This window comes from Stenotrophomonas pavanii (genome assembly GCF_900101175.1).
Classification (GTDB): domain Bacteria; phylum Pseudomonadota; class Gammaproteobacteria; order Xanthomonadales; family Xanthomonadaceae; genus Stenotrophomonas; species Stenotrophomonas pavanii.
Map to the genome: position 1 here is coordinate 135,049 of NZ_FNFQ01000009.1, position 25,497 is coordinate 160,545.

General features: G+C 67.9%; 24 protein-coding genes and 1 pseudogene. 6 read left to right on the top strand and 19 right to left on the bottom strand.

Annotated features, from left to right (window positions below; genetic code table 11):
• Positions 1-68: 68 nt before the first annotated feature.
• On the bottom strand, positions 69-962 hold the full coding sequence (locus BLS66_RS15490) for a LysR family transcriptional regulator ArgP (RefSeq protein ID WP_074726252.1): 894 nt from the start codon (positions 960-962) through the stop codon (positions 69-71).
• 107 nt (positions 963-1,069) lie between these two features.
• On the opposite strand from BLS66_RS15490, the pseudogene BLS66_RS15495 reads away from it, so the two are divergent.
• Positions 1,070-1,683 (top strand): annotated as a pseudogene (locus BLS66_RS15495) (LysE/ArgO family amino acid transporter).
• On the opposite strand, the gene map reads toward BLS66_RS15495, so the two are convergent.
• The 15 genes from map to BLS66_RS15570 all read right to left on the bottom strand — a co-directional run bounded on the left by map (position 1,680) and on the right by BLS66_RS15570 (position 14,318).
• Positions 1,680-2,462 (bottom strand): type I methionyl aminopeptidase, encoded by a 783-nt coding sequence (gene map, locus BLS66_RS15500; RefSeq protein ID WP_208596529.1) that lies wholly within the window; start codon positions 2,460-2,462, stop codon positions 1,680-1,682. The pseudogene BLS66_RS15495 and the gene map sit on opposite strands and share 4 nt — an antisense overlap.
• A gap of 10 nt (positions 2,463-2,472) precedes the next feature.
• A complete protein-coding gene (locus BLS66_RS15505) occupies positions 2,473-2,685 on the bottom strand; it encodes a ParD-like family protein (RefSeq protein ID WP_019659200.1) in 213 nt (70 codons plus the stop codon).
• A gap of 68 nt (positions 2,686-2,753) precedes the next feature.
• Positions 2,754-3,113 (bottom strand): bleomycin resistance protein, encoded by a 360-nt coding sequence (locus BLS66_RS15510; RefSeq protein WP_074726254.1) that lies wholly within the window; start codon positions 3,111-3,113, stop codon positions 2,754-2,756.
• A gap of 141 nt (positions 3,114-3,254) precedes the next feature.
• Positions 3,255-4,139 (bottom strand): arginase family protein, encoded by an 885-nt coding sequence (locus tag BLS66_RS15515; protein ID WP_074726255.1) that lies wholly within the window; start codon positions 4,137-4,139, stop codon positions 3,255-3,257.
• A gap of 3 nt (positions 4,140-4,142) precedes the next feature.
• On the bottom strand, positions 4,143-5,207 hold the full coding sequence (locus BLS66_RS15520) for a GNAT family N-acetyltransferase (protein ID WP_074726256.1): 1,065 nt from the start codon (positions 5,205-5,207) through the stop codon (positions 4,143-4,145).
• Positions 5,208-5,235: 28 nt separating this feature from the next.
• Positions 5,236-6,636, bottom strand: a complete 1,401-nt coding sequence (locus BLS66_RS15525) for an aspartate aminotransferase family protein (RefSeq protein ID WP_005408663.1) — start codon at positions 6,634-6,636, stop codon at positions 5,236-5,238.
• 65 nt (positions 6,637-6,701) lie between these two features.
• Positions 6,702-7,418 (bottom strand): MtnX-like HAD-IB family phosphatase, encoded by a 717-nt coding sequence (locus tag BLS66_RS15530; protein WP_074726257.1) that lies wholly within the window; start codon positions 7,416-7,418, stop codon positions 6,702-6,704.
• A 168-nt stretch (positions 7,419-7,586) separates the two neighbouring features.
• A complete protein-coding gene (locus BLS66_RS15535) occupies positions 7,587-8,795 on the bottom strand; it encodes a DegT/DnrJ/EryC1/StrS family aminotransferase (RefSeq protein WP_074726258.1) in 1,209 nt (402 codons plus the stop codon).
• A gap of 10 nt (positions 8,796-8,805) precedes the next feature.
• Complete coding sequence (locus BLS66_RS15540) at positions 8,806-9,204, bottom strand: DMT family transporter (RefSeq protein ID WP_064237949.1); 399 nt, start codon at positions 9,202-9,204, stop codon at positions 8,806-8,808.
• Positions 9,201-9,560, bottom strand: a complete 360-nt coding sequence (locus BLS66_RS15545; RefSeq protein ID WP_014646430.1) for an EamA family transporter — start codon at positions 9,558-9,560, stop codon at positions 9,201-9,203. The genes BLS66_RS15540 and BLS66_RS15545 overlap by 4 nt, the downstream gene beginning before the upstream one ends.
• Before the next feature lies 1 nt (position 9,561).
• On the bottom strand, positions 9,562-10,398 hold the full coding sequence (locus BLS66_RS15550) for an alpha/beta hydrolase (protein WP_049464873.1): 837 nt from the start codon (positions 10,396-10,398) through the stop codon (positions 9,562-9,564).
• An 80-nt stretch (positions 10,399-10,478) separates the two neighbouring features.
• Positions 10,479-11,858, bottom strand: a complete 1,380-nt coding sequence (locus BLS66_RS15555; protein WP_049464872.1) for a sensor histidine kinase — start codon at positions 11,856-11,858, stop codon at positions 10,479-10,481.
• Positions 11,855-12,538 carry a response regulator gene (locus BLS66_RS15560; protein WP_049464871.1) on the bottom strand — a complete coding sequence of 228 codons (684 nt, stop codon included), beginning with the start codon at positions 12,536-12,538 and terminating at the stop codon, positions 11,855-11,857. The genes BLS66_RS15555 and BLS66_RS15560 overlap by 4 nt, the downstream gene beginning before the upstream one ends.
• A 132-nt stretch (positions 12,539-12,670) precedes the next feature.
• The gene (locus BLS66_RS15565) at positions 12,671-13,795 is read right to left on the bottom strand and encodes a metallophosphoesterase (RefSeq protein ID WP_074726259.1); all 1,125 of its coding nucleotides are present in this window, start codon (positions 13,793-13,795) and stop codon (positions 12,671-12,673) included.
• A gap of 73 nt (positions 13,796-13,868) precedes the next feature.
• A complete protein-coding gene (locus tag BLS66_RS15570; RefSeq protein ID WP_074726260.1) occupies positions 13,869-14,318 on the bottom strand; it encodes a winged helix-turn-helix transcriptional regulator in 450 nt (149 codons plus the stop codon).
• A gap of 87 nt (positions 14,319-14,405) precedes the next feature.
• Here BLS66_RS15570 and BLS66_RS15575 point away from each other — a divergent pair, with 87 nt between their 5' ends.
• Positions 14,406-15,611 (top strand): MFS transporter, encoded by a 1,206-nt coding sequence (locus BLS66_RS15575; RefSeq protein ID WP_074726296.1) that lies wholly within the window; start codon positions 14,406-14,408, stop codon positions 15,609-15,611.
• Between the two features lie 95 nt (positions 15,612-15,706).
• Here the strand turns inward: BLS66_RS15575 and BLS66_RS15580 are convergent, their stop codons facing one another.
• Positions 15,707-17,122: a GGDEF domain-containing protein gene (locus tag BLS66_RS15580; protein WP_074726261.1), complete on the bottom strand. Its 1,416-nt coding sequence runs from the start codon at positions 17,120-17,122 to the stop codon at positions 15,707-15,709.
• Between the two features lie 287 nt (positions 17,123-17,409).
• Between BLS66_RS15580 and BLS66_RS15585 the strand changes: the two genes are divergently transcribed.
• Both BLS66_RS15585 and BLS66_RS15590 read left to right on the top strand, forming a co-directional pair.
• Entirely contained in the window at positions 17,410-19,659 is a 2,250-nt protein-coding gene (locus BLS66_RS15585) for a TonB-dependent siderophore receptor (RefSeq protein WP_074726297.1), read from the top strand.
• Positions 19,660-19,802: 143 nt separating this feature from the next.
• Positions 19,803-20,783, top strand: coding sequence for a cation diffusion facilitator family transporter (locus BLS66_RS15590; protein WP_049464861.1), 981 nt, complete (start codon positions 19,803-19,805; stop codon positions 20,781-20,783).
• 38 nt (positions 20,784-20,821) lie between these two features.
• On the opposite strand, the gene nfi is transcribed toward BLS66_RS15590, so the two are convergent.
• Positions 20,822-21,496, bottom strand: coding sequence for a deoxyribonuclease V (gene nfi / locus BLS66_RS15595; protein WP_049464859.1), 675 nt, complete (start codon positions 21,494-21,496; stop codon positions 20,822-20,824).
• A 93-nt stretch (positions 21,497-21,589) separates the two neighbouring features.
• Here nfi and gpmA point away from each other — a divergent pair, with 93 nt between their 5' ends.
• Positions 21,590-22,339, top strand: a complete 750-nt coding sequence (gpmA, locus tag BLS66_RS15600) for a 2,3-diphosphoglycerate-dependent phosphoglycerate mutase (RefSeq protein WP_074726262.1) — start codon at positions 21,590-21,592, stop codon at positions 22,337-22,339.
• Positions 22,340-22,549: 210 nt separating this feature from the next.
• Positions 22,550-24,643, top strand: coding sequence for a M13 family metallopeptidase (locus tag BLS66_RS15605; RefSeq protein ID WP_053505390.1), 2,094 nt, complete (start codon positions 22,550-22,552; stop codon positions 24,641-24,643).
• Between the two features lie 200 nt (positions 24,644-24,843).
• On the opposite strand, the gene BLS66_RS15610 is transcribed toward BLS66_RS15605, so the two are convergent.
• A complete protein-coding gene (locus tag BLS66_RS15610; protein WP_049466880.1) occupies positions 24,844-25,461 on the bottom strand; it encodes an HD-GYP domain-containing protein in 618 nt (205 codons plus the stop codon).
• Positions 25,462-25,497: the final 36 nt, after the last annotated feature.

Sequence of the window (25,497 nt, forward strand, 5' to 3'; positions counted from 1 at the left end):
TGGTAAAGAAGTGCGCAAAAGGTAGTGCGCCTGGTGTGAAGCCGGGGTCTGCGGTCATCGTTTCGTCCTCAACGAAGGGTGCCGCTGGCCGCAGTGCGCAGCGCCTGGGTGATGTGCTGCAGCGTGCTTGAGCGCACGGCGGCATGCTGCCAGTACAGGGGCACATCGAGCCAGCGGCGGGGTTCCAGTACCACCACGCGGCCGGCGCGCACGGCGGGCGCGACCAGGGTTTCCGGGGCCATGCCCCAGCCGAGTCCGCACGCAGCGGCTTCGACGAAGCCGGTGGAGGAGGGCAGGTAGTGTAGCTGCGGCTGCAGGCGGGCGCGGGTCAGCCGTCGCACGAAGCGCCATTGCAGTTCATCTTTGCGGTTGAACACCAGCATCGGTGCGTGCGCCAGGGTTGCGGCCTGCATGCCATCGCTGAAGTACCGGCGGGCGAAGGCGGGCGAAGCAATTGCCTGGTAGCGCATGGCGCCCAGCGGGTGCACGTTGCAGCCCTTCACCGGCCGGCCTTCGGCAGTGACCGCACCCAGCACGCTGCCATCGCGCAGCAGTTGCAGGGTGTGGTCCTGGTCGTCCATGCGCAGGTCGAACAGGTAGCCATGGCGCTGGTGGAGGTCGGCGACGGCCGGCACGAACCATGTATCGAGCGAGTCATCGTTGACCGCCAGAGGGATCGGCGTGCGCGCAGCGTCGCTGCCGCGTTCGGGCAGCAGCTCGGCCAGGGCCTCGGCTTCCAGCGCCTGCATCGGCCGCACGCGGCGCAGCAGCGCCTCACCGGCGGCGGTAGGCCGGCACGGGGCCTGGCGCACCAGCAGCACTTGGCCGAGCCGGTCTTCCAGTGCCTTGATCCGTTGCGACAGTGCCGACGGGCTGATCGACAGGCGGCGTGCCGCAGCCTCGAAGCTGCCTTCTTCCAGCACGGCAGCGAATGCGGACAGTTGCGGATGTACCAGGTCCACGCCGGCGCCTCTTCAGTTTTTCTGTACAGGATAAAGAAAAGCAAGATTGCCTGAAGGCGGCCATCGGCCGCACCCTGCGCGTCCTCCTGCTGCCTGGCCCGTTCCTGATGTGGATCACCGCTTTCGCTGCCGGCCTGTTCGCAGGCGCCGGCCTCATCATCGCCATCGGTGCGCAGAACGCCTTCGTGCTGCGCCAGGGCCTGCAGCGGCGGCATGTGGGCAGGGTGGTGCTGGCCTGCGCCGGCGCGGATGTCGCGTTGATCCTGGCCGGCGTGGGCGGCATGGGCGCACTGGTGCTGCAGTGGCCGCTGCTGCTGCAGGCGCTGCGCTTCGGTGGCGCGGCGTTCCTGCTCTGGTATGGCGTGCAGGCCGGGCTGCGCGCGTGGCGCGGTGGCAGCGTACTGGCCGCGGCCGAGGCGCAGGCCGGCAGTGCGCGCCAGGTGCTGCTGACCTGCCTGGCCTTCACCCTGCTCAATCCGCACGTCTACCTGGATACCGTGGTGCTGCTGGGCAGCCTGTCCACGCGCTATCCGGGTGACCTGCGCTGGGCCTTCGGCGCCGGGCGTGCCTGGCCAGCGTGGCCTGGTTCTGCACGCTGGGCTATGGCGCGCGACTGTTGCAGCCGGTGTTCCGCAGGCCAGGTGCCTGGCGGGTGCTGGATGCCGCCGTCGCGGTCTTCATGTTCTGCCTGGCGACACTGTTGCTGGTGCGCCCGCTCTAGGCCGCGTCCACCGCGCACAGTGGCGCTTCGCCGGGGCGCAGGGTCAGCACGCGCACGCCGTTGCGGGTTACCGCCACCGTGTGCTCGAACTGCGCCGACAGCTTGCCGTCGCGGGTGTAGACCGGCCATTGGTCCGGCTGCTGGCGGATGGCCGGCTTGCCCTGGTTGAGCATCGGCTCGATGGTGAACACCATGCCTTCTTCCAGCACCAGGCCGGTGTTTGGATGGCCGTAGTGCAGGACCTGCGGTTCCTCGTGCATCTCCTGGCCAATGCCATGGCCGCAGTACTCTTTCACCACGCTGTAGCCGTGGCTGCGCGCGTGGCGGGCAATGGCGTGGCCGATGTCGCCCAGGCGCGCGCCGGGGCGCACTGCGGCGATGCCTTTCCACATCGCCTGGTAGGTAGCCTGCACCAGCCTGCGCGCGGCGTAGTCGACCTCGCCCACCAGGTAGGTGGTGCTGGAGTCGGCGATGTAGCCGTTCTTCTCCAGGGTGATGTCGAGGTTGACGATCTGGCCATTGCGCAGCACGTCGCTGGTGCTGGGCACGCCGTGGCAGATCACGTTGTCGATCGAGGTGTTGAGCACATACGGGAAGCCGTACTGGCCCTTGCTCGCCGGCCGCGCCTGCAGCTCGTCAACGATCATGCGCTCGACGAAGTCGTTGATCTCCATCGTGCTGCGTCCTTGCAGCGGCAACCGGTCGAGCGCGGCGAACACCTGTGCCAGCAGGCGCCCGGATTCGGCCATCAGCTCAACTTCTTCCGGCCGTTTGATGATGCCCATGGACTCAGGCCTGACCTGGCGCCAGCAGCGGCGGCTGCACCCCGGCCGCGCGCAGTTCACTGGCGACGATGTCCTGGAAACTCAGCGTCGGGTTCATTTCGCACAGCATGCCGACCCGGATCCAGAAGTTGGCCTGGGCATTGATCGAGCGGCTGGAAACGGTGCAGGCACGGCGCAGCTGGTCGTGCAGGGTGTCATCGATGTTGACGATGCCCATGGGTGGTCCTGGAGGGGTGAATATACGAATCGTATATGTTTCGTATATCCAGCTCAAGGCCGCATCGTTCAGTCCACGTCGGTAGCAAAGCGCAGGTGGTTGCCGTCGGGGTCGCGCAGCCGCATCTCGCGGCTGCCCCATTCGGTGTCATGCGGCGGCTGTTCGATCGGCACGTTGGCAGCGCTGAAGGCGCGGTGCAGGGCGTCTACGTCCTCGACGATGAAGTACACCGCGCCGCCGACTTCACAATCGCCGCTGTGCTCGGTGAGGAAGATCGTCTGGCCGTCGCGGGTGAGCTGGGCGAACAGTGGGAAGTCTGGTTCGAAGCGGTGTTCCCAGTCGACCACGAAACCCAGTCCCTGCACGTAGAACGGCAGGGTGGTATCGGCGTGGCGCATGCGCAGTTGCGGGATGACGGTCTGGGGCATCGCGGCGGCTCCGGGGCGGGAGTCCAGTGTAGTGCCGGCCGCTGGCCGGCACCCGCATGCGCCCGGGAACAACGAGGTTGACGGCCAGCGGCCGGCACGACCGGAGCTACGCTGGCCAGCGGCCGGCACGACCGGACGCGGTCAGCAGGCGGTTGGCACCGAAGCCATCGCCGCCAGCAGCTCGCGGTTCACCTGCTGGTGCCGTGCCTGCCACGCGGACAGGTCATCGGCACGGATGTCGGGCTGGCCATCCAGCGAGGACAGCCAGCGCTTGAAGCGGCTGCGGTAGTGGGCCAGCGACACTTCGCCGGTGATGTCACTGCCGACCAGGCCACCGGCGCGCAGTGCTTCGATCACCACCAGCGCGTGTTCCAGCTGGAAGCGGCCCTGGTCCCAGTTGCTGCGGGCAACGTCCTCGGCAAACACATCCTTGTCGATCGACAGGTAGGTCGGCTGCGGTGACTTGGCCTGCTCGGCGGCGAACGCGGCGACCAGGGCCTCGGGATGCTCGAAACGACGGAAGGCATGGCCCATGCCGAGGCGATGGCCCCAGCCCACGTCCACATCCATGCACCAGTAGGTCAGGCGCGCGCCCATCAGCGGGCGCCAGTGGTTCTCCCAGGCGTGGCCGAGGCCGATGTCACTGGAGGTGATGCCTAGCACATGGACGTGCGAGACTTGCGGCAGCTTGCTGGCGGCATTCACCCAGGAACCGCAGTGCATGCCAAACGGGAAACGCATGTTGTCCGGATGGTTGTCCAGCACCACCAGCTGGAACGGCGCCTGCGCGCGCATGCGGCGCAGCAGCGGCAGGCTGAGATGATGGAAATCACCACTGCCGAGCATCACCGTGCCGAGCTGGGCCGGCAGCGGTGCCAGCACTTCAGCGGCGAAACGATCGAGGGTGGCGTTGCTGCACGCGAAGCGCAGTGGATCGTGCCATTGCGGCAGCGCCAGGGTCTGCGCTTGGGGCAGCGGCAGCACGCCACCGTCCAGGTCCAGGATCAGCGGGGAACGCAACGGCATCGTTCAGCCGCCTCCATCGGGTTCGCCCTGCAGATAGGGCGCCAGCCTGCGCAGCGCGACGCGCAGCAGCGGGGAGCGTGCGTGGATCGCGTGCCGGGTAGAAGTGAAGCGGGCGCCCAGCTCGGCCTTGATCCGCGAGTCGGTCCAGCCGGCCACGTAGTGGCTCAGGCCGTGCTGCAGCGCGTACTCCAGGTTGTGCATCCAGCTGACCGCGTACAGGTTGTGCTCGCGCGACTGCGGATAGGCCAGGCCGATGTACTTGTCCACCAGTTTGCCGGCATGCACGTAGCACAGGTTCCAGCCGATCAGCCGGCCCTGGTGGCGGTACAGGAACATCCGTCCCTGGCCCTGGCTGTCGGCCAGCAGGTACTGGAAATAGGGCAGGTCGAGCTGGTCGAAATGCACCGCGCTCTGCGCGTATACGCCCAGGTACAGCGCGTACAGCTCGGCCTGCAGCTTCGGGTCGGCCAGCGCCGGATCACCGGTGGCGATGCAGTCGACCTGCAGGTCGTCACGCGAACGCAGCTTGCGGCGGATGTTCTTGCGGCGCGAGGACGACAGGCGGCCAAGATAGCCATCGAGCGAATCGAAATTGATCGCCACCCAGGCCAGTGGCATGCCTTCCAGCTCGACGAAGCCGCGTGCCAGCAGCGCCTGCAGGAAGGCGCTGCTGTGGGCGTTGGCGGCGTCGTCCAGCAGCGGCGAATCGACCGCCAGATCCTTGACCACCAGCAGGCGCGCATCGCCGATCGCGTGACGCGTCACGTCTTCGGCCAATGCCTCCGGCGCCACGTGCGCCGGCAACGGGGTGTACTCGGTGCTGGTGGCACCGACGAAACGGGTCTTCCAGGTGATCCATGGCCGCCACAGGCGCGACAGCGGCAGGCCGAGCAGCCTGCCGCGCAGCCCGTCGTCCATCGTGGTGGTCAGGTCCAGCGGCGCACGGAAGGTCGGCAGGCCGCTGGGAAGGCGGCCTGCCTCGAATCCGAGCGGCGGATGGGCCAGGAAGCCCTCCAGCAGCGCGGCCGGTTCCAGCGCGGTGCTGGATGCGCGTGACGTCATCTCCATCGGCACGGGAACCGGCGGCGCACCGGCCTCAGCCCTTGGCCTTGGTCAGCGCCTGGTCGAGCAGGGTGATGGCCAGGTCGATCTCTTCGTAGCTGATGTCCAGCGACGGCGCGAAGGTGATCACGTTCTTGTACCAGCCACCCACGTCGAGCACGAGGCCCATGCGCTTGCCGTCATGCAGCAGGTCACCGGCCAGGCCGATGTCGACCATGCGGTCCAGCAGTTCCTTGTTCGGGGTGTAGCCGTCGGCCTGGCAGATCTCGGCGCGCAGGGCCAGGCCAAGGCCGTCGACGTCGCCGATTTCCGGGTGGCGCTTCTGCAGGCCACGCAGGCCGTCGAGGAAGTAGGCGCCCTTTTCCGGCACGGTGCGCTCGTAATCCATTTCCTTGCCCAGCTTCAGCACTTCCAGGCCCAGGCGGGTGCCCAGCGGGTTGGAGTTGAAGGTGGAGTGGGTGGAGCCCGGCGGGAACACGGTCGGGTTGATCAGCTCCTCGCGCGCCCACAGGCCCGACAGCGGGTTCAGGCCATTGGTCAGCGCCTTGCCGAACACCAGCACGTCCGGGGTCACGCCGAAATGCTCGATCGACCACAGCTTGCCGGTGCGCCAGAAGCCCATCTGGATCTCATCGACCACCATCAGGATGCCGTACTTGTCCAGCACGCGCTTGAGGCCGGTGAAGAAGTTGCGCGGCGGGATGACGTAGCCGCCGGTGCCCTGGATCGGCTCGACGTAGAACGCGGCGTACTCGGCCTGGCCGACCTTGGGATCCCACACGCCGTTGTACTCGCTTTCGAACAGGCGCTCGAACTGCCACACGCAGTGGTCGGAATACTCGTCCGGGGTCATGCCCTTCGGGCGACGGAAGGGGTACGGGAACGGGATGAACATCGCACGCTCGCCGAAGTGGCCGTAGCGGCGGCGGTAGCGGTAGCTGGAGGTGATCGACGATGCACCCAGGGTGCGCCCGTGGTAGCCGCCCTCGAAGGCGAACATCAGGCTCTTGCCGCCGCGCGCGTTGCGCACGATCTTCAGTGAGTCCTCAATGGCCTGCGCGCCGCCGACGTTGAAGTGCACGCGGCCGTCGAGGCCGAACTTCTCGTGCATGTCCACGGCAATGGTCTTGGCCAGCTGCACGCGGGTCGGGTGCAGGTACTGGCTGGCGACCTGCGGCAGGGTGTCGATCTGGTCCTTCAGTGCATCGTTCAGGCGCTTGTTGCTGTAGCCGAAGTTGCAGGCCGAGTACCACATCTGCAGGTCGAGGTAGGGCACGCCCGCACCGTCGAACATGTAGCTGCCTTCGCCGCGCTGGAAGATCTTCGGCGGGTCGACGTAGTGGACGGTATCGCCGAAGGAGCTGTAGCGGGCTTCGTCGGCCAGCAGCTGCGCATCGGAGGCAGCCGCGTCGGCGTTCTTGTCAAAAATGTTCATGCAGTTCGGTTCCGTGGAGGACGTTCGGAAGGGCGCAACAGGGGAGCGTGCGTGGAGGAGAGGGCTCAGGCGGTGGCCAGCAGCAGGGGCAGTGCGGCGGGCTGTGGGCTGGCGTCGAGGCGACGTGGCTGCAGCAGGCTGCCATCGAGCAGGCGCGGCAACAGCGCGATTGCATCGTGGAAGGTATCGATGGCGGCATGCGCGATGCCGGCATTCGTGCAATGGGTGATCAGGCGGCGCTTGGCGAACACGAAGTCGGCGTCTTCAGAGACGCAGAAGTCCGAGCTGCCGTCGCCGATCATCAGCACGCGGGGGGCTTCGTTGGCGCGCGCCTGCGCAGCGCAGGTGCACTTGCAGGTCCCGCTGCGGCACCCTTCGGCCTGGTAGGGCGACTCCAGTTCCCAATGGTCTTCGCACCAGCGCAGGTGGTTGGCCACCACCGGCAGCGGTGGCAGACCATGGTTGGCAAGGATGCGGTGGATCGCGTAGTCCAGGCCGTCGCTGACGATGCGCAGCGGCAGGCCCAGCTTTTCGGCGCGGCTGACGAAGGCCGCGAAGCCCGGATCGATCTGCACCTGGTCCAGGTGCGCGTCGAGCGTGGCCGGGTCCAGCTTCAACAGCCGCACCTGGCCCTGCATGCACTCACGCGAGCCGATCTTTCCCGCCTTCCACTGGTCTTCCAGTTCCTGCCAGCCCGGCTGGCCGTACTTTTCCAGCAGCGAGTCGATGACATCTTCGAGGCTGATGGTGCCGTCGAAGTCACACAGGATGCTCCAGTGCATGGGCAGGTCCGTCGATGAGAAAGGCGTCCGGCACGGTGCCGGGGCAGGCTCAATGTAGGCAGGCAGCCTTTCTCGTTCCTTTCCTGTTGAAAGCCTGCACCGCAGGCTGGGGAAAGTGTTCAGGAATCGCGCTTGCTGAATGGGTGTAATGCCCTGGAAACCGCGGTTTCAGGGCTGCGCAGCGGCCAGCGCCCGCAGGATCTCCGCAGTTTCCTCACGGCTCTGCCAGGCGCTGTTGCCGAGGGTCAGCATGCGTGCGGCGAAGTCGCGTGCGTTGGGCATGTCGTCCTGCGGCACGATGCCACGCAGGTAGGCGTAGTCGGGCAGGGCATGGATGAACATGCGGCTGGCACCGAGGCCGCGCGGCCACAGTTCGTCCAGCGCGGCATCGCGGGCGCGCTGGCTGGGCAGCAGCAGCATCAGCATCGGCCAGGTGCCGCCGGTACCTGCCAGGCCGTCGACCACCTCCACGGCCGGCAGTTGTGCTAGCTGCACGCGCAGCTGCAATGCGCGCAGTCGTCCAGCCTGCAGGAACGCAGGCAGCCGCCGCGCCGCGTTGGCACCGATGTTCTGCCGCCAGTGGCTGACCCGGTGCTGCGGTATGTTCAGCGGGAAAATGTCACCGACCGCTTCTTCCAGGTCGCCGCGCTGCAGCGCGTTGCGCAGGGGATTGCCGTACACCAGCGACAGCAGCGAGGGCCGGTAGCAGGCGGCAAGGCCGAGCAGCTGCACGCTGCGCAGCAGCTCCCAGCGCAGGCTGGAACGCACCTGTTCGGCGGCATGCTCGGCCAGCGCGGCGCGCAGCTCGTCATCGCGGCTGACCAGCAGGCCGCCTTCGTGCAGGCTCAGCCCCTTGCCGGCGGCCAGGCTGAAGAATCCGATGTCGCCACGCAGGCCGACGCTGCTGTTGCCGATCCGGGCGCCCAGCGCCTGTGCGGCATCTTCGATGACCCAGGCCCCGGCGCGGCGGGCGATGTCGCAGGCCCGTTCGACATCGGCGATGCGACCGCCGAGGTGGGTCGGCAGGATGGCCAAGGTGCGCGCATCGGCCAGGCGCGAGAGCTGTGCCGGATCAAAGTCGAAATGGCCGCGGCGGGTATCGCACAGCTGCACGCGCAGACCGAGGCTGTGTACCGCGATCGGCACCAGCGGGCAGGTGTAGGCCGGCAGGATCACGGTATCGCGCTTGGGCGCACGCTTGCGCAGGGTGCGCAGCGCGATCAGCAGGGCATGGGTGCCGGAGCAGGTCAGCTGCAGGGGAGGCGTGCCGAGCTGGCGGGCCAGGATCTCGCGCAGGTCGCCGCCACCGGGCAGGAAGTCGCTGGCCTGCATCGGCAGGCCGGCCGTCGGCGGCAGTTCGCGCGCGAACAGGCTCATCGCCGCGCGCTCATGGCGTGCTTGCGGCGGGGCTGTGTGGATCGTCTGCTTCGGCGCGACCGAGGCAGACGATGCCGGCCACGATCAGGACCGCACCGACCAGGTGGTGCAGGGTCAGTGGCTCGTTCAACAGCCACGCCGACAGCAGCAGCACACTGATCACTTCCAGGTGCGAGGCCGCGAACGCCGGGCCGATCGGCGCATGGCGCAGCAGGCTCATCCAGGTGAAGAACGCGCCGACGTAGCCGAGGATGGCGCCGTACACCCACGGCTGCGACAGCACGCGCAGCAGCCAGGCGGTGTTGGCCTCGACCGGCAGGGCCGCCTCGCCGGCGTACTTGAAGCACAGCTGGGCCAGCGTGTCGAAGGCCATCAGCAGCGGGAAGCCGATCACATACAGGCGCCTCATGAGCCGGCCCCCACCACCGCCACGCCTGCCGTGACCAGCAGCATGCCGGTCACCCGCAATGGCGTGAGCTTCTCGCGGAACAGGATGCGGCCAGCGATCATCAGCGCAACGATGTTGATCGAGCCCAGCAGCACGCCCTTGGACAGCGGCACAAGTGACAGGAACGCGATCCAGGCGACGAACTCAAGCACGTAGCAGGCGATACCGATCCACAGCCAGGGTCGGCTGAGCATGTGTTTCCAGCGTTGCAGTCCTTCGCCATCCTGCGGGTCGCTGGCGGCGGCCTTGAAGGCGAGCTGGCCACCGGTATCGAGCACGACATTGGCCAGCCACAGCAGCGTGGCGAGTGCCCCCATCTCAGGCCACCGCCTTGAGGACGCCGCTGCGCTCACCGATTTCGGTGAAGAAGCGCGCGCTGCGGCGGATCACGTCGCGGCGTTCGCGGTCGATCGTGATCATGTGATAACTGTCTTCCAGTACCACCAGTTCCTTCGGGCCGCTGACCCGCGACATCACCAGCTCGGCATTGCCCATGCTGGCCACGTCGTCTTCGCGGGCGTGCATCACCAGGCAGGGGGCGGTGACCTGGTGCAGGTGGCGGCGGGTCCAGATGCTCAGGGCGCGCATCTCGGCCAGTGCATGCCAGGGGTTGCCCGGGAGGCCGGCGGCCGCGCTGTCGCCGGACAGCATGGCGGCGCTGACCTGCGCGCGCAGGCGCTCGTCACGCAGGCCGTAGGGTGGTTCTTCCATGAACATGCGGTCGCGGCCGATGTTGAAGCGCTTGAACCACGGCAGCAGGAACGACAGGCGGGCCACGGCGGGAATGTTCCAGCCGTCGTAGCGGAACGTGGCGCCATACACCCCGACCCCGGACACCCACTCGGGGCGGCGCGCGGCCAGCGCCAGCGACAGCACCGCACCCATCGACAGGCCCCCGACGAACAACTGGTCGACCTTGCCACGCAGGCTTGCCGCCGCGTCTTCCACGCCCTGGTACCACTGTTCCCAGGTGGTCGCCAGCAGGTCGTCCACGCTGCCGCAATGACCGGGCAGCTGCACGCCGTGTACGGTGAAGCCCGCGTTGTTCAGGCCCTTGCCCAGCATGCGCATTTCCGCCGGGGTGCCGGTCAGGCCGTGGACCAGCAGCACGCCCTGCGGGCCACCAGGGAGGAAGAAGTCATGCGATTGGGTCACCTGGCGGCTCCGGCGGCGGCAGTGGGGAAGGTCAGGATCGCAAGCGCGATTTTCACCAGCCTTTCAGCCCCCGGTCCGGGTCAGGGGGCCTTCAGCAGCGGCAGCGTGATGGCAACTTTCAGGCCACCACCGGCACGGTTGAGGAAGGTCAGGCGGCCGCCGAGGTGCTCCACCGCTTCATGGGCGATGGCCAGGCCCAGGCCGGTGCCGCTGGCGGTGGTGCCCGGGGCGCGGAAGAAGCGCTCACCCAGCCGCGGCATCACATCCTCGGGCACCCCCGGCCCATTGTCCTCCACGTACAGTTCGACGTCATTGTCGTCCAGCGCGTGCACGCCGACGGTGACGGTCGCATCGCGGCCGGCATAGCGCAGTGCGTTGTCGATCAGGTTGTCCAGTGCCTCCTGCAGCTGGGCACCGTTGCCCAGGATGCGCAGCGGCTGGGGACTGCCGCGGTACCCCAGATCAATGCCATCGCGGATGGCTTCGGGCACGCGCATCCCGACCCAGTGCGGCACCCGTTCGCTCAGGTCCAGCGCTTCCACGGTTTCCGGAACGGTCTGCGCCCGGCTCAGCGCCAGCAGCTGGGTGCTGACCCGCGCGGTACGCTGGTTGAGGCGGCGGATGTGCTGCAGGGCCTCGCGTACCGTGTCCGGGTCACCATGGGCCAGCGCCTGGTCCACGTGCAGGGCCATGCCGGCCAGCGGCGAGCGCAGCTGGTGCGCGGCGTCGGCGATGAAGCGGTTCTGCAGCGTGATCATTTCCGCCTGGCGGGCAAACAGGTCGTCGATGGTGCTGATCAGCGGCTGGATCTCCTCGGGTACATCGGCGTCGGAGATCGGTGCCAGTTCGCCCCGGCGCTGCGCCAGGCGGGTCCGCAACGGGGTCAGGATGCGCAGGCCGTAGGTCACGCCGAACCAGACCAGCGCGGCGGTGCCCAGCGCCAGCATGGTCATCAGCGGGATGATGATCATCAGGATCTCGCGCGCACGCTGGCGGCGGTCGGCCATGCTTTCGGCCACCGTCACCGCCAGCTCGTCCTGCGGGTCGTTCATCGCCCGCGTGCAGACAGTGGCCATGCGTACCTGCTGGCCGTTGAGCGTGCCGTCGTACAGCGCCGGATGCACGCCGGTGCAGTCCTGCGAAGGCGCATACGGGCTGAAGTCCGCATTGCCGCTGAGCGTGCCCTTGCGGCTGCTGTCGACGTTGAAATAGCGGTGGCCGTCGGGGTCGTACTCGATCAGGAAGCGCGCCTGCGGTGACAGATCGCTGGTCACCGGCATGGTGCTCAGCATCTGCGCGAACGAGTGCGTGTCGTCGATCAGGTTGCGGTCGTGGATGCGGTTGGAATAGTCCAGCGCAACGTAATAGGCCAGGATCGTGTTGAAGATGAGCAGGCCAAGCATCGGCAACGCCAGGAAGGCGAGCAGGCGCCGGCGCAGGCTCGGGGGGCCGCTGATCACGGGGCGCTGTCGTCCTGTGCGTCTTCCAGCATGTAGCCCAGCCCACGCACGGTGCGGATGCCCATGCCGCCCGGCTGCAGCTTGCGGCGCAGGCGGTGCAGGGCGATGTCCAGGCCGTTGTCGGTCAGGTCCTGTCCCCAGTCGCACAGGGCTTCCACCAGCTGCGCGCGCGACACAATGCGCTCGGCGCGTACCGCCAGCGCCGACAGCAGCCCGAACTCGCGTGCGGTCAGTTCCAGTGACTGGTCGTCGATCCACACCCGGTGCCCGGCCAGGTCCAGGCGCAGGCGGCCGATGCGCAGGTCCGGGGTGCCGTTGCTGGTGACCCGGCGCAGCTGTGCGCGCACGCGTGCTTCGAATTCGTCCAGTGCAAACGGCTTGACCAGGTAGTCGTCGGCGCCGAGGTCGAGCACGCGCACGCGCTCGGCCAGGCCGTCGCGGGCGGTCACCACCAGCACTGCCAGGCCATCGCCGCGCTGGCGCAGGCGTTGCAGCACGTCGCGGCCATCCAGTTGCGGCAGGCCCAGGTCCAGCACCAGCAGTGCGTACTGGGTCGAGCCCAGCGCGGCGTCGGCGTGCGCGCCATTGTCGACGTGGTCGACCACGTGCCCCTGCCGGCGCAGCGAGGCGCACAGGCCGGAGGCGATGTCCGGGTCGTCTTCAGCAATCAGTACGCGCATGCGCGGAGGCTCCTTTAACGGTCAGGCCCACCGGCTGGACGGGGCAGGCCTCTCGGCTGCCGAGGGTAGCCGCAAACCGGGGGAAGGTGGAGCGGGCCGGCACCTGCCGGCGCCGTCACGCTGTCCTGCCATTCAGTCCTGCAGGCCCGGTTCACCGAGCGCCAGCGGCACCCGCGAGCCATCCAGCAGCCCACGACTGAGCACACCGTTGTCGATGAACAGCAGCTCGCCGTTCTCGCCGTTCTTGATGCTGCTGTCGATGGCGATCACGCGGTCACCGTGGAAGCTGCTGACGTGTGGCATCGAGGTATGGCCGACCACGATCCGCTTGAGCTGCAGCCGGTCGAGCACGGCCTGCACCCCCGCGGTGTCGAGGCGGCCGTCGAAGTAACCGCGGTACCAGATCGGGCTGGTCTTGCCGTCGTACAGCGGTGCGGTGGCCGGGTCGGCCTTCACTTCGGCCTTGGGCAGCCCCAGCGAGGCCTGGTAGGCCGCGTTGGTGCGCGCCGGGTCCAGCGCCAGCTGCACCGCTTCGGGCGAGATGCCGCCGTGCAGGAACAGGGTGTCGCCGATCTTCAGCAGCACCGGGCGGGTGCGCAGCCACTGGCCGATCACCGAGTCCTTGCCGTACAGCTGCGGGTAGCTGCGGCCCAGCAGCTGGGCGCTGCGCAGGTACTTCGGGTTGACGTAGCGCAGGTCGTCGTACAGCACCATGGTCTCGTGGTTGCCGAGCACGAAGTGCACCGCACCGCCGGCGGCAGCGGCCTGCTGCTGCAGGCCATACAGCAGCCAGAAGGCTTCGGTGACCTGCGGGCCGCGGTCGAACACATCGCCGGCGACGACCAGCGTGTCCTTGCCCAGTGCCCAGCGGTCCTGGGCGTTGATGACCTGGTGGGCACGCAGCAGGCGCACCAGCAGCCCGTACTGGCCATGGATGTCGGACAGCGCGACGATGCGCGGCGCGGCCGGCAGTACGGAAATCGAAGGCGCATTCGGCGCGGCCACATGCACGGTGTGCTCGTAGCCGCAGCGTGGGGCGATGTCGGTGCCTGCGGTCTGCGTGGCCAGCGTGCGCGATTCGACCCTGTCGGCGCAGATCCATTGGACCTGCAGCTGGTCGCCCTGGCGGAACACATACGGGCCATCGGCCTGCACGTGGTCGGCGGGCGCGGCGACCTCGCGCGCCTGCGTGGCTGTCGCGCAGGCCAGCAGCGGCAGCAGCAGGGCGGTCAGCAGGGAAGGGCGAAAGCGCGGCATCGGCGGCATCCAGCGGCGGAAAGACCCGATGCTAACCGGCGCCGCCGCATCGCGGTGTGCGCGAATGGGCGGGTCAGGCGCCGCGCCCGTCGCCCTTGAGTTTGCGCACACGCGTGGCGGCGGCCTGCAGGGCCTGACCGTCGCGCCCGCGCGGCTGCATGTACGGCAGCGGCCGCCGCGTCGCCGATTCGATCAGCTGCGAGTGGGCTTCGCCCGCCCCGAAGCGATGGCGCTCGCCCCATTGGCGCAGCGCCACCAGCAGCGGGAACAGATCCTGGCCCGCGTGAGTGAGCACGTATTCCTGGTAGGCCGAGCCATCGGAGGCCGGCTGCAGTTGCAGGATGCCGGCCTCGACCAGTTTGCGCAGGCGATCACTGAGGATGTTGCGTGCCGCGCCGACGCTTCGCTGGAAATCGCCGAAGCGGGTGATGCCGTCGAACGCGTCGCGGATCACCAGCAATGCCCAGCGGTCACCAAGCAGGTCGGCACTGCGGGCGACGGGGCAGGGGCTGTCGGCGTGCATGGCGGTCTCCGTTCTATGTGGTTGCAGTTTAAAACCAATGGAGCTAGCCTGCATCGGGTTTCAATATGCAACCAGTTCGTGAATGCCATGCCGATTCCCCGCTCCCTGCTGGTCCTGCTCGCGGTGGCCGCCGGTGCCAGCGTCGCCAATGTCTATTACGCGCAGCCACTGCTGGATCGGCTGGCACAGGCGTTCGCGCTGGAGCGGGCGGCAGCGGGTGCCGTGCTGGCGGCCACCCAGGCCGGCAGTGTGCTGGCACTGCTGGGCGTGTTGCCGCTGGCTGATCGAGGGGACCGGCGGCGCCTGTTGCGCGTGCAGCTGGCGGCACTGGTGGCCGCGCTGCTGTGGCTGGCGGCGGCACGCACGGCCAGTTGGCTGTTGTCGGGCATGCTGCTGGTCGGGTTGTTGGGGACCGCGCTGACCCAGGGCTTGATCGCCTGCACGGCGGCGATGGCAGCGCCCGCGCAGCGCGGGCGCGTGGTGGGCACGGTGCAGGGTGGCGTGTTCATCGGGCTGCTGCTTGCGCGGGTGCTGTCCGGCAGCGTGGCGGCCATTGCCGGCTGGCAAGCGGTCTATCTGCTGTCGGCAACGGTGATGGCGGCGCTGGCCGTGCTGCTGTGGCGGCGCCTGCCGGCCGTGCCGGTACCGGCGGTGCCTCCGCGTTGGGGCGAGCTGCTGGGCTCGATGCTGGGCATGCTGCGCGAGGACCGGACGCTGCGCGAGCGCGGTCCACTGGCGCTGCTGCTGTTTGCCGGGCTCAATGTGTTCTGGGCGGCGGCACCCTTGCCGCTGTCGGCACCGCCGCTGCAGTGGTCGACGGCGGCCATCGGTGCGCTCGGTTTGGCCGGGGTGGCCGGTGCGTTGATGGCGGCGCGGGTCGGGCACTGGATGGACCGCGGCCTCGTGCATCGGGTCAGCGTTGGCGCGTTGCTGTTGATGCTGGTCGCGTGGTGGCCGCTGCTGGGGTTGCCGCAGTCGCTGCCGTGGCTGCTGCTGGGCGTGATCGTGCTCGACCTCGGCGGCCAGGCGTTGCATGTATCGAACCAGGCGCTGCTGCTGCGTGCACCGGGTGAGCAGCACGGACGCCTGGTGGCGCTGTACATGCTGTTCTACGCAGTGGGCAGCGGCGCCGGCGCGGCGGCCGGGCCCTGGATGCAGGCCCGGCATGGCTGGCCTGCGGTGTGCCTGCTGGGTGCCGGCATCGCGGCGCTCGCCCTGCTGTGGTGGGCAGCGTGGCGGGTGGGGGCGGTGAAAGCAGCGGCTGGCGCGCGAACCGGTAGAGTCGACTGTTAGTCGACTGCTCTTCGTTCCGACGGCGAAAAGCTCCGCGCTGCGCGCGATAGCCGACTGGCAGTCGACTCTACACCTGGGTTGCCGTCCGCGTCGGGCTACCGCTGCAATGCCCGCCGTCCCGGGGCGTCCTGCAAGGCTTCGCTGGCTACCACCACGCGGTTGCGGCCGCTGCGCTTGGCCTCGTACATCGCTGCGTCGGCCCGTGCCATCAGCCGCTCGTAGTCCGGATGGCCGTCATGGCCAGCCACGCCGATACTGGCGGTCAGTGCCAGCACCTGGCCATTGGCCAGCGCAACGGGCGATTGTGCGATCTGCCGGCGCAGGCTCTCGGCGATCACGGTCGCCTGCGATTCGCTCGCCGCCACCAGCACCACCACGAACTCCTCGCCGCCATAGCGGAACAGGTAGTCGCTGCCGCGTGTCAGCTGGCCGAGCAGACCAGCCACGTGCTGCAATGCGCGGTCGCCGGCATCGTGGCCGTGGCCATCGTTGATCGCCTTGAAATGATCCAGGTCGAGCAGCAGCAGCGAGAACGGCGTGCGGTTGCGCGTGGCCAGCTCGATCTCCCTGCGCAGGACCGTGGGCAGGAAGCGGCGGTTGAGCAGGTTGGTCAGTGCGTCGCTGCCGGCGTCCAGTTCGCCGATGCGCTCGAACAGCAGCGTCATCAGGGTGCGAATGGCCGCCAGGTCCTCGCGGATGGCAGGCAGCACCGCCAGGCGCTGCGCCGGCTCATCGCTGCGTGCACGCTGGAGATGGCTGTCGATGCGGGACATCAACTGGCCGACCTGCTGGGTCTCGCTGCTCTCGCCGAAACTGGGAATCCCCTTGTGGGTGAACCACAGGCCGAATTCCGAGGTGGCCAGGCGGGCGCTGTCACTGGCCTGCACATGGCCTGCCAGCGCGTAAAGTAGGGTGTTCTCCCAGTCCAGCAGCAGCGCACGCTGGCGCTCGCGTTCGGCGCCGACGTTCTGCACCAGAGAGAACAGGCGGTATGCCGCATCGGCACGGGTCGAGCGCTCGCGTGCATGGGTGTACGCCAGGGTCATGCCTTCCATGGCGATGTCCATGATCGCGCTGAGGCAGTCGATGGCGGCGAACGCGGTGGCACTGTCGGGCGCGTCGTCGCGCAGGCGCACGAACAGGTCGTGCTTGAGCACGCGCGCGCCGCGGGTGACCAGGTCGACCGGAATGCCGACCCGGGCATGCACATCGCCGATCACCCGTTGCGAGGCAACCGCGCTGGCAATGCCGTCGGCACCCGTGGTCAGCAGCTGCACCAGCCAGCGCTGCATGGCCGGCTGCAGGCGCTGCTTGACCTGGTCGTGGGACAGGAAGCGGCGCGCGCGCGGGTCCTGCAACAGGACGTCATAGAAGCGCTGGGCCAGCGCAGGGGGCGCATCGGCAGCGGCGGCGTGCAGCAGCGCGGTGGCGGTGGGGCCGGCCTGCAGCAGGCACTGCTGCCAGGCGTCGGCCAGCGGCTGGCTGGCGTCGTCCAGTTGGGGTGTTTCCACGTCGTTCTCTGACTGCGTACGGCAAACCACCGATATCGGCCGGGCTGGCGTGCGGTTGATGGCGGGTTGGCCCGCCAGTTTAAGCGTGATGCAGGCGCGTGCCGTGCGCGCAGCACATCGGCATCGCCGCTGCAATGAGTGAACGCATTTGAGAATCACTCGCATTGATGGGACAATGCGCGCACGGATCGGGCCGCAGGCGACTGCAGCGACGCTCCGCCTCCCTCCTCGTCGTTGCCTCAAGCCCTTTGCCAGAGGCCCCGTTGCCCTGCCAGAAGGTCCAGATCATGTCTCCTGCCGTTGTCCTTTCGCCGCGCCCGCTGGCGCTCGCCGTTGCCGCGTTGCTGGCCGGCAGTGCCATGGCCGCCCACGCGGAAACAGACGCTACCGATATCGATACCGTGCATGTCACCGCTTCGCAGATTGCCCGCCAGGCGTTGGGCACCTCGACCATCACCGCCGAGGACATCGCCCGGCGCCCACCGGCCAACGACATCGCCGAACTGCTGCGGACCATGCCGGGCGTCAACCTCACCGGCAACAGCGCCTCGGGCCAGTACGGCAACAACCGCCAGATCGACCTGCGCGGCATGGGCCCGGAGAACACCCTGATCCTGGTCGATGGCAAGCGCATCGGCGCGCGCGATGCCGTGCGCATGGGCCGCAGTGGCGAACGCAATACGCGCGGCGATACCAACTGGGTGCCGGCGGAAATGATCGAGCGCATCGAAGTGCTGCGCGGCCCGGCGGCGGCACGCTATGGTTCCGGTGCGTCCGGCGGCGTGGTCAACATCATCACCAAGCGCCCGACCGGCGACCTGACCGGCGCGGTCGACCTGTATGGCCTGGTGCCCGAGCACAGCGCCGAAGGCGGCAGCGAGCGCGTCGGCCTGCAGCTGAGCGGGCCGATGACCGATACCCTGTCGTTCCGCCTGTACGGCAACCTCAACAGGACCGACGCCGACTCACTGGACCTCAACCGCCAGTACGCGACCAACCCGAACGCGGTGCCGCCGGCTGGCCGCGAGGGCGTCAAGAACCGCGACGTCAACGCGTTGCTGCGCTGGGACGTGACCGCCGACCAGGTGGTGGAGTTCGAAGCCGGCACCAGCCGCCAGGGCAACATCTATGCCGGTGACCGCGCGGTCAGCACCACCGGTACCTCGACCGGCGTTGACCTGGCGGCGCTGGCCGAAGGCGAAGCGGAGACCAACCGCATGTACCGCACCACCGGCGCGATCACCCATCGTGGGCGCTGGGGCGACGTGACCTCGCGGGTGACGGCTGCGGTGGAGGCGGTCAACAACTCGCGCATCAACGAAGGCCTGGCCGGTGGCCCGGAGGGCAGCTTCAACGGCACCGACTGGTCGACCTCGCGCCTGCGCAACTACCAGCTGGATGGCGAAGTGAGTTTCCCGACCACGCTGGGCGGCGCCGAGAACGTCTGGACGCTCGGCTTCGAGTACCTGGACAGCCGCTTGACCGATCCCTATTCGATGAGCCAGTCCAGCAGCAGCGGCGGCGGCATCCCGGGGCTGTCGGCCGATCGTGCGCGTGGCAAGGCCGACGCGCAGACCACCGCGGTGTTCGTGGAAGACAACATCTACCTGGGCGAGCGCTGGATCGTCACCCCGGGCCTGCGCTTCGACCACCACAGCCAGTTCGGCAACAACACCAGCCCCAGCCTCAATGCGCAGTTCCGCATCAGCGGCGACTGGGTGGTGAAGGGCGGTATCGCCCGTGCATTCAAGGCGCCGAACCTGTACCAGTCCAATCCGGACTATCTGTACTACACCCGTGGCAATGGCTGCCCGAATGCACTGCCGAGCCTGGGCGCCGGCTGCTACATGCGCGGCAATGCGGACCTGAAGGCGGAAACCAGCCTGAACAAGGAACTGGGCGTCGAGTGGGCACCGCAGAGCGGCTGGCAGGCGTCGTTGACCTACTTCCACAACGACTACAAGGACAAGATCCAGGCCGGTTACACCCAGATCGGGCTGACCGCCGACACCAAGGGCCGCATCTTCCGCTGGGAGAATGCGCCGAAGGCGATCGTGCAGGGCCTGGAAGGCAACCTGGTGATCCCGTTGCTGGGCGAGCAGGGCAGCCGCCTGAAGTGGAGCAACAACTTCACCTACATGGTGGAGAACGAGAACAAGACCACGCGCCAGCCGCTGTCGGTGATTCCGAAGTACACGATCAACACCATGCTGGACTGGCAGGCCACCGACAGGCTGTCGCTGCTGCTGACCGGCACGTTCTACGGCAAGCAGGAACCGGCCACCGCCAACATCAACAATGATCCGCGCTGCACCGGCAGCTGCGATCCCTCGATCGCGCTGCAGGACCGGGGTGCCTACAACATCTGGGGCGTGAGCGCCCGCTACAGGGTGACCGGGACCGTCAGCTTCGGCTTCGGCGTCAACAACCTGGCCGACAAGCGCCTGTTCCGCGAGGCCAACAGCAGCGATGCTGGCGCGGCGACCTACAACGAGCCCGGCCGCGCCTACTGGGCCAGCCTGCGCTTCGGGTTCTGAGCATACGCAAGCGCAGATCCGCCGGTGCCGCCGGGTCCTGCCCGGCGGCACCGGTGCTGCACGCCTGCAATGTTATAAACACCGTAATAGTCTCCCCCGCCAGCACGGCGTAGCCTGCACCGCATCGCAAAGGAGCTGTTGCCATGGGCCACGACCACGATCACCTGCCGTCCCAGATCCGCCACGAGAAACCCTTGTGGTGGGCGCTCGGCCTGACCTCCACCTTCCTCGTCGTCGAGGTGGTGGGCGCGTTCTGGACCAACAGCCTGGCGCTGCTGTCCGACGCGGCACACATGGCCACCGACGCGCTGGCGCTGATGATCGCGCTGGTTGCGGTGCGGCTGAGCCGGCGCCCACCCGATGCGCGCCGCACCTACGGCTATGCACGGCTGGAGGCGCTGGGCGCGATGATCAACGGTGCCATGCTGTTCGTGGTCGCCGCCTACATCCTGTGGGAAGCGGTCGGCCGTTTTCGCCAGCCGCAGGAGATCGCGTCCTCCGGCATGCTGGTGATCGCGGCCGTCGGTCTGGTCATCAACCTGATCTCGATGCGCCTGCTGCAGGCCGGCAGTGGCGAGAGCCTCAACGTGAAGGGCGCCTACCTGGAAGTGTGGGCGGACATGCTCGGTTCGGTGGCGGTGATTGCCGGCGCATTGTTGATCAAGTGGACGGGCTGGAAGCCGATCGATCCGATCCTGGCGGTACTGATCGGGCTATGGGTACTGCCGCGCACCTACGTGTTGATGCGCGAGGCGATCAACGTGCTGCTGGAAGGCGTGCCCAAGGGCATGGACGTGGCCAAGGTGCGCGACAGCCTGTCCGGCCATGCCGCGGTGATGGACGTGCATGACCTGCATGTGTGGGCGCTGGCCTCGAGCACGCCGGCGCTGACCGCGCACATCGTGATGCGCGACGGCACCGATGCCGATGTGCTGCGCCGCGAGCTGGGCGGGCGCCTGCACGATGACTTCGGCATCGAACACGTGACGCTGCAGATCGAAGCGGACCACTGTGGTGAAGCCTGCGCTGGACCGGCGTCGGCCAAGGGCGGCGCGCAGCAGGGCCATGAAGGCCACGACCACGGCGAGGATGCGCAGGGCCATCGCGGCCACGTGCATCGTTGAATGAAAATGAAGGCCGCACCGGGGAATGCCCGGTGCGGTCATTCGTCGCGTCGCGAGGCCAGCCGATCCGCCAGCCGGGTCGGCTCCGGCAGCCGGTAGCCGCGCAGCGTGCGCTGCACCCAGTCCAGCGCGGTATCGGCACTGACCCGATGGCCACCGGCCACGAACAGCGGCTTGCAGCGCACCTTGCTGCGCAGCACCCAGCCCAGTTGTTCGTCGCCATCCTGCAGCGGCGCATGTGCACCCGCCTCGGCGCCCGGTTCGACGAACCGCCCCACCAGCTTCGACTTCGCTACCCCGATGCTCGGCAGGTCGGTGACCACGCCCAGATGCGCGGCCACGCCCAGCCTGCGCGGATGGCTGATGCCGTGGCCATCGACGAACACCAGGTCCGGCACACGTGGCAGCAGCGCCAGTGCGGCCAGCAGTGCCGGCAGCTCGCGGAAGCTGAGCAGGCCGGGGATGTAGGGCATCACCGTGGGGATGCGCGCGATCTCCTGCGCCACGGGCTTCAGCGTCTCCGCGTCCAGCAGTACCGCCGCGGCGCGGGTGATGGCGCCGTTGTCCTCGAAGCCGACATCCATCCCGGCCAGCCAGCGCACGTTGCGTGGCAGGCGGTCCTGGCGCTCCACGCGGCCTGCCAGTTGCAGCTGCTGCGCACGGGCGGCAGCGACGCTGCCTTCCCAGCGTCCGGGGTCGATCACCGTATTCATGGGTCACAGCATCGCACGGGCGGCGCCACGGCCCGGTGAGCGGCGGCCGGGCTACAATGGCGGCCTGCCTTTCCTCGCGTTGGAGACCCTGCAGTGACCCGTAGACTCGTACTGTTGCGCCATGGCCAGAGCCAGTGGAACCTGGACAACCGCTTCACCGGCTGGGTCGATGTCGACCTGACCGAGCAGGGGCGTCGCGAAGCGGCCGCCGCCGGCCGCCTGATGCGCGAGGAAGGCCTGCAGTTCGACGTTGCGCACACTTCCGTGCTCAAGCGCGCCATCCACACCCTGCAGGGTGCGCTGGCCGAGCTGGAGCAGGACTGGCTGCCGGTGAACAAGTCCTGGCGCCTCAACGAGCGGCACTACGGCGGCCTGCAGGGGCTGGACAAGGCCGAGACCGCGGCCAAGCACGGCGAAGAGCAGGTCAAGGTCTGGCGTCGTTCGTACGACATCCCGCCGCCGCCGATGGACCTGGAAGATCCGGGCCACCCGATCCATGACCGCCGCTACGCCGGCCTGGACCGCAACGCGCTGCCGGGCACCGAGTCGCTGGCCATCACCCTGGACCGCGTGCTGCCGTACTGGCACGACGCCATCGCACCGCAGCTGAAGGACGGCAAGACCGTACTGGTCACCGCGCACGGCAACTCGCTGCGCGCGCTGTACAAGTACCTCAACAATGTCTCGCGCGAGGAGATCCTCGAGCTGAACATCCCCACCGGCATCCCGCTGCTGTTCGAACTGAACGATGACCTGACCGTGCAGTCGTTCCGCTACCTGGGCGACCCGGAAGCAGCACGCGAGGCTGCCGAAGCCGTGGCCAACCAGGGCAAGGCGAAGTAAGAAGCAGAAGGCCGGCGCAAGCCGGCCTTTCTTTTTCTAGAGCCGAGCCCACGCTCGGCCGCTTTGGGCTTTCGCCGCAGGAAGCATGAACCCGGAACGGAGAGCAGTCGAGCATGGCTCGACTCTACAGAAGCCGCGTGCTGTGACCTTTGGCCGGTCCCCGGCGTCGCTCCCCCGGCTACCCTGTGAAATTACCCGCAGGAGAGCCTCATGAACGTCCGCAACCTGGTCCCGCTGGGCCTGACCATCGCCATCGCTGCCTCACTGGCGGCGTGTGGCAAGAACGAAACCGCCCCGGCGGCCAGTGCCGACGCCAAGCCGGCCTTCGACCTGTCGCAGATCAAGACGCCGCTGATCTCGCTCAACAGCGCCGACCTCGATCCGGCCATTTCGGCCTGTACCGACCTCAATGGCTTCGTCAACAGCAAGTGGCTGAAGGCCAACCCGGTGCCGGGCGACCAGACCACCTGGGGCAGCTTCGAGATCCTGCGCGAGCGCTCGCTGGAAGTGCAGCACGCGCTGGTGCAGCAGGCCGCCGCCAGCCAGGCCAAGGCCGGCTCGGTGGAAGCCAAGATCGGTGACATCTGGAAGACCGGCAACGACGAAGCGAAGATCGAAGCTGCCGGCCTGGCGCCGCTGCAGCCGCAGCTGGACAAGATCGCCGCGCTGAACGACACCGCCGCCATCACCCGGTACCTGCGCGACAGCCAGGCCGAGGGCAAGGGCGTGCTGTTCTCGCTGTTCGCCAATGCCGACTACAAGGATTCGGCCAACGTCATCGCCTACGTCGGCCAGGGTGGCCTGGGCCTGCCGGAGAAGGGCTACTACTTCGACGATGCGCAGGCCAAGATCCGCGATGCCTACGTGGCCTACATCGCACAGGTGCTGACCCTGTCCGGCGTGGACGCGGCGCAGGCCGCCGAGCAGGCCAAGGCCGTGATGGCCTTCGAAACCCGCCTGGCCAAGGCCTCGATGTCGCGCATCGAAATGCGTGATCCGGCCAAGCGCTACAACCCGCTCAGCGCCGCCGACGCCGACAGGCTGACCCCGAACTTCAGCTGGACCGCGCTGTTCGACACCCTGAAGGTGCCGGCCGCGCAGAAGTTCTCGCTGGCCCAGCCCGGCTTCTTCAGTGAAATGGACAAGATGCTCGCCGACGTGCCGGCCAGCACCTGGCAGGCCTATCTGCGCTTCCACACCATCGACGACGCCTCGCCGTACCTGAGCAGCCAGTTCGAGAAGGCCAACTTCGATTTCTACGGCACCACCCTGCGCGGCCAGAAGGAAATGCAGCCGCGCTGGAAGCGCGTGCTGGAGTCGGTAAACGGTGGCATGGGTGAAGCGCTGGGCCAGCTGTACGTCGACGCCGTGTTTCCGGCCGAGTCGAAGGTCGCCATGCAGCACCTGGTGGAGAACCTGTCGCAGGCGCTGAAGGCGCGCCTGGAGCAGCTGCCGTGGATGGGCGAAGAAACCAAGAAGAAGGCGCTGGAAAAGTGGGCCAGCTTCACCCCGAAGATCGGTTACCCGGACAAGTGGCGTGACTGGGCGGGCCTGCAGACCAACGGCGACAGCTACCTGGGCAACATGCAGGCGGCGCGGGCGTTCAACTACCGCTACATGCTGGACAAGATCGGCAAGCCGGTGGACAAGACCGAGTGGGGCATGACCCCGCAGACCGTCAACGCGTACTACAACGCCACCAAGAACGAGATCGTGTTCCCGGCGGCGATCCTGCAGGCGCCGTTCTTCGACGCCAAGGCCGATCCGGCGCTGAACTACGGCGGCATCGGTGCGGTCATCGGCCACGAGATGATGCATGGCTACGACGACTCGGGCAGCCAGTTCGCCGCCAACGGCAACTTCGACAACTGGTGGACCGACGCGGACCGCAAGGCCTTCACCGAGCGTACCGACCAGCTGGTCGCGCAGTTCGACGGCTATGAAGCGGTGCCGGGGGTGAACGTGAAGGGCAAGCTGACCCTGGGCGAGAACATCGGCGACCTGGGCGGGCTGACCGTGGCCTATGACGCGCTGCAGATGGCGCTGAAGGAAGACCCGAAGGCGAATGTCGAGGTCGATGGCCACAGCCAGGACCAGCGCTTCTTCATGAACTGGGCCACGGTGTGGCGCCGCAATTTCACCGATGGTGAGCTGCGCGTCCGCCTCAACACCGATCCGCATGCGCCGGCCAACTTCCGTGCCAACGGTGCGCCGTCGAACATGCCTTCGTTCGCGGCCGCCTTCCAGTGCAAGGCCGGCGATGCAATGGTGCGTGCCGACGACAAGCGCGTGGTGATCTGGTAATCGATCACCCGTGAACGCGTGATGCGAAAGGCCCGGCGAATGCCGGGCCTTTTGTCGTCCAGGCCGGCAGCACAGCGCCGACTGGTAGAGTCGACTGTTAGTCGACTATCGCGCGCAGCGCGGGATTTTCGCGATCTGGACGAAGAGCAGTCGACTAACAGTCGACTCTACCGGCGGGTTGTTTCACCGTCGGGAAGATCTCAGGCCAGCGCCGGCGCGCGCGCCAGCATGCGATGGAAGCGCTGCAGCACGTAGGGGTCCACCAGCCCGCCGGACTGCGCTTCGATGATCCGCAACGCGGTTTCGTGCTCCATCGCATCGCGATACGGGCGTACGCTGGTCAGCGCATCGTAGGCATCGACGATGGTGACGATGCGCGCGCCCAGCGGGATGGCCTCGCCGCGCAATCCGTCGGGGTAGCCGCTGCCATCGAAGGCTTCGTGATGGGCGCGGATCAGCCGTGCTACCGGTGCGGCATCGCTGCGGCCGGTGGCCAGGAAGATATGCTCGCCGCGCACCGGATGCTCGCGCATGATCGCGCGTTCTTCTTCGGTATGCTGGCGCGGCGCCAGCAGAACATCGTCGGGTATGCCGATCTTGCCGATGTCGTGGAAGCGTGCGGCCAGGCCGATCTGTGCACAGGCCGGGGGGGCGAGATCGCAGTGCGTGGCCAGGCAGCGGGCCAGCAGGCCCACGCGGTCGCAGTGGTGACGGGTGTAGGCGTCGCGCATCTGCAGCGACATCGAGAGGGCATCGATCAGGCAGGCCTGCGCGTGCAGCAGGTCGGGGGCGGGTACGGCGTCAGGAAACATGGTCATCAGCCCGCACCGGCTGCGCGCCGATGCGGGTGTGCG

Coding starts and splice junctions, on each gene's coding strand:
- BLS66_RS15535 (WP_074726258.1), bottom strand. CDS start 8,795: ATGAGCCTGTTCGCGCGCGAACTGCCGCCGACGGCCGGCCTGCCGATG.
- BLS66_RS15520 (WP_074726256.1), bottom strand. CDS start 5,207: ATGGAGATGACGTCACGCGCATCCAGCACCGCGCTGGAACCGGCCGCG.
- BLS66_RS15510 (WP_074726254.1), bottom strand. CDS start 3,113: ATGCCCCAGACCGTCATCCCGCAACTGCGCATGCGCCACGCCGATACC.
- BLS66_RS15525 (WP_005408663.1), bottom strand. CDS start 6,636: ATGAACATTTTTGACAAGAACGCCGACGCGGCTGCCTCCGATGCGCAG.
- BLS66_RS15565 (WP_074726259.1), bottom strand. CDS start 13,795: ATGCCGCGCTTTCGCCCTTCCCTGCTGACCGCCCTGCTGCTGCCGCTG.
- nfi (WP_049464859.1), bottom strand. CDS start 21,496: ATGAATACGGTGATCGACCCCGGACGCTGGGAAGGCAGCGTCGCTGCC.
- BLS66_RS15575 (WP_074726296.1), top strand. CDS start 14,406: ATGCCGATTCCCCGCTCCCTGCTGGTCCTGCTCGCGGTGGCCGCCGGT.
- BLS66_RS15585 (WP_074726297.1), top strand. CDS start 17,410: ATGTCTCCTGCCGTTGTCCTTTCGCCGCGCCCGCTGGCGCTCGCCGTT.
- BLS66_RS15540 (WP_064237949.1), bottom strand. CDS start 9,204: ATGAGGCGCCTGTATGTGATCGGCTTCCCGCTGCTGATGGCCTTCGAC.
- BLS66_RS15530 (WP_074726257.1), bottom strand. CDS start 7,418: ATGCACTGGAGCATCCTGTGTGACTTCGACGGCACCATCAGCCTCGAA.
- BLS66_RS15605 (WP_053505390.1), top strand. CDS start 22,550: ATGAACGTCCGCAACCTGGTCCCGCTGGGCCTGACCATCGCCATCGCT.
- BLS66_RS15610 (WP_049466880.1), bottom strand. CDS start 25,461: ATGACCATGTTTCCTGACGCCGTACCCGCCCCCGACCTGCTGCACGCG.
- BLS66_RS15560 (WP_049464871.1), bottom strand. CDS start 12,538: ATGCGCGTACTGATTGCTGAAGACGACCCGGACATCGCCTCCGGCCTG.
- BLS66_RS15570 (WP_074726260.1), bottom strand. CDS start 14,318: ATGCACGCCGACAGCCCCTGCCCCGTCGCCCGCAGTGCCGACCTGCTT.
- BLS66_RS15515 (WP_074726255.1), bottom strand. CDS start 4,139: ATGCCGTTGCGTTCCCCGCTGATCCTGGACCTGGACGGTGGCGTGCTG.
- BLS66_RS15505 (WP_019659200.1), bottom strand. CDS start 2,685: ATGGGCATCGTCAACATCGATGACACCCTGCACGACCAGCTGCGCCGT.
- BLS66_RS15590 (WP_049464861.1), top strand. CDS start 19,803: ATGGGCCACGACCACGATCACCTGCCGTCCCAGATCCGCCACGAGAAA.
- BLS66_RS15545 (WP_014646430.1), bottom strand. CDS start 9,560: ATGGGGGCACTCGCCACGCTGCTGTGGCTGGCCAATGTCGTGCTCGAT.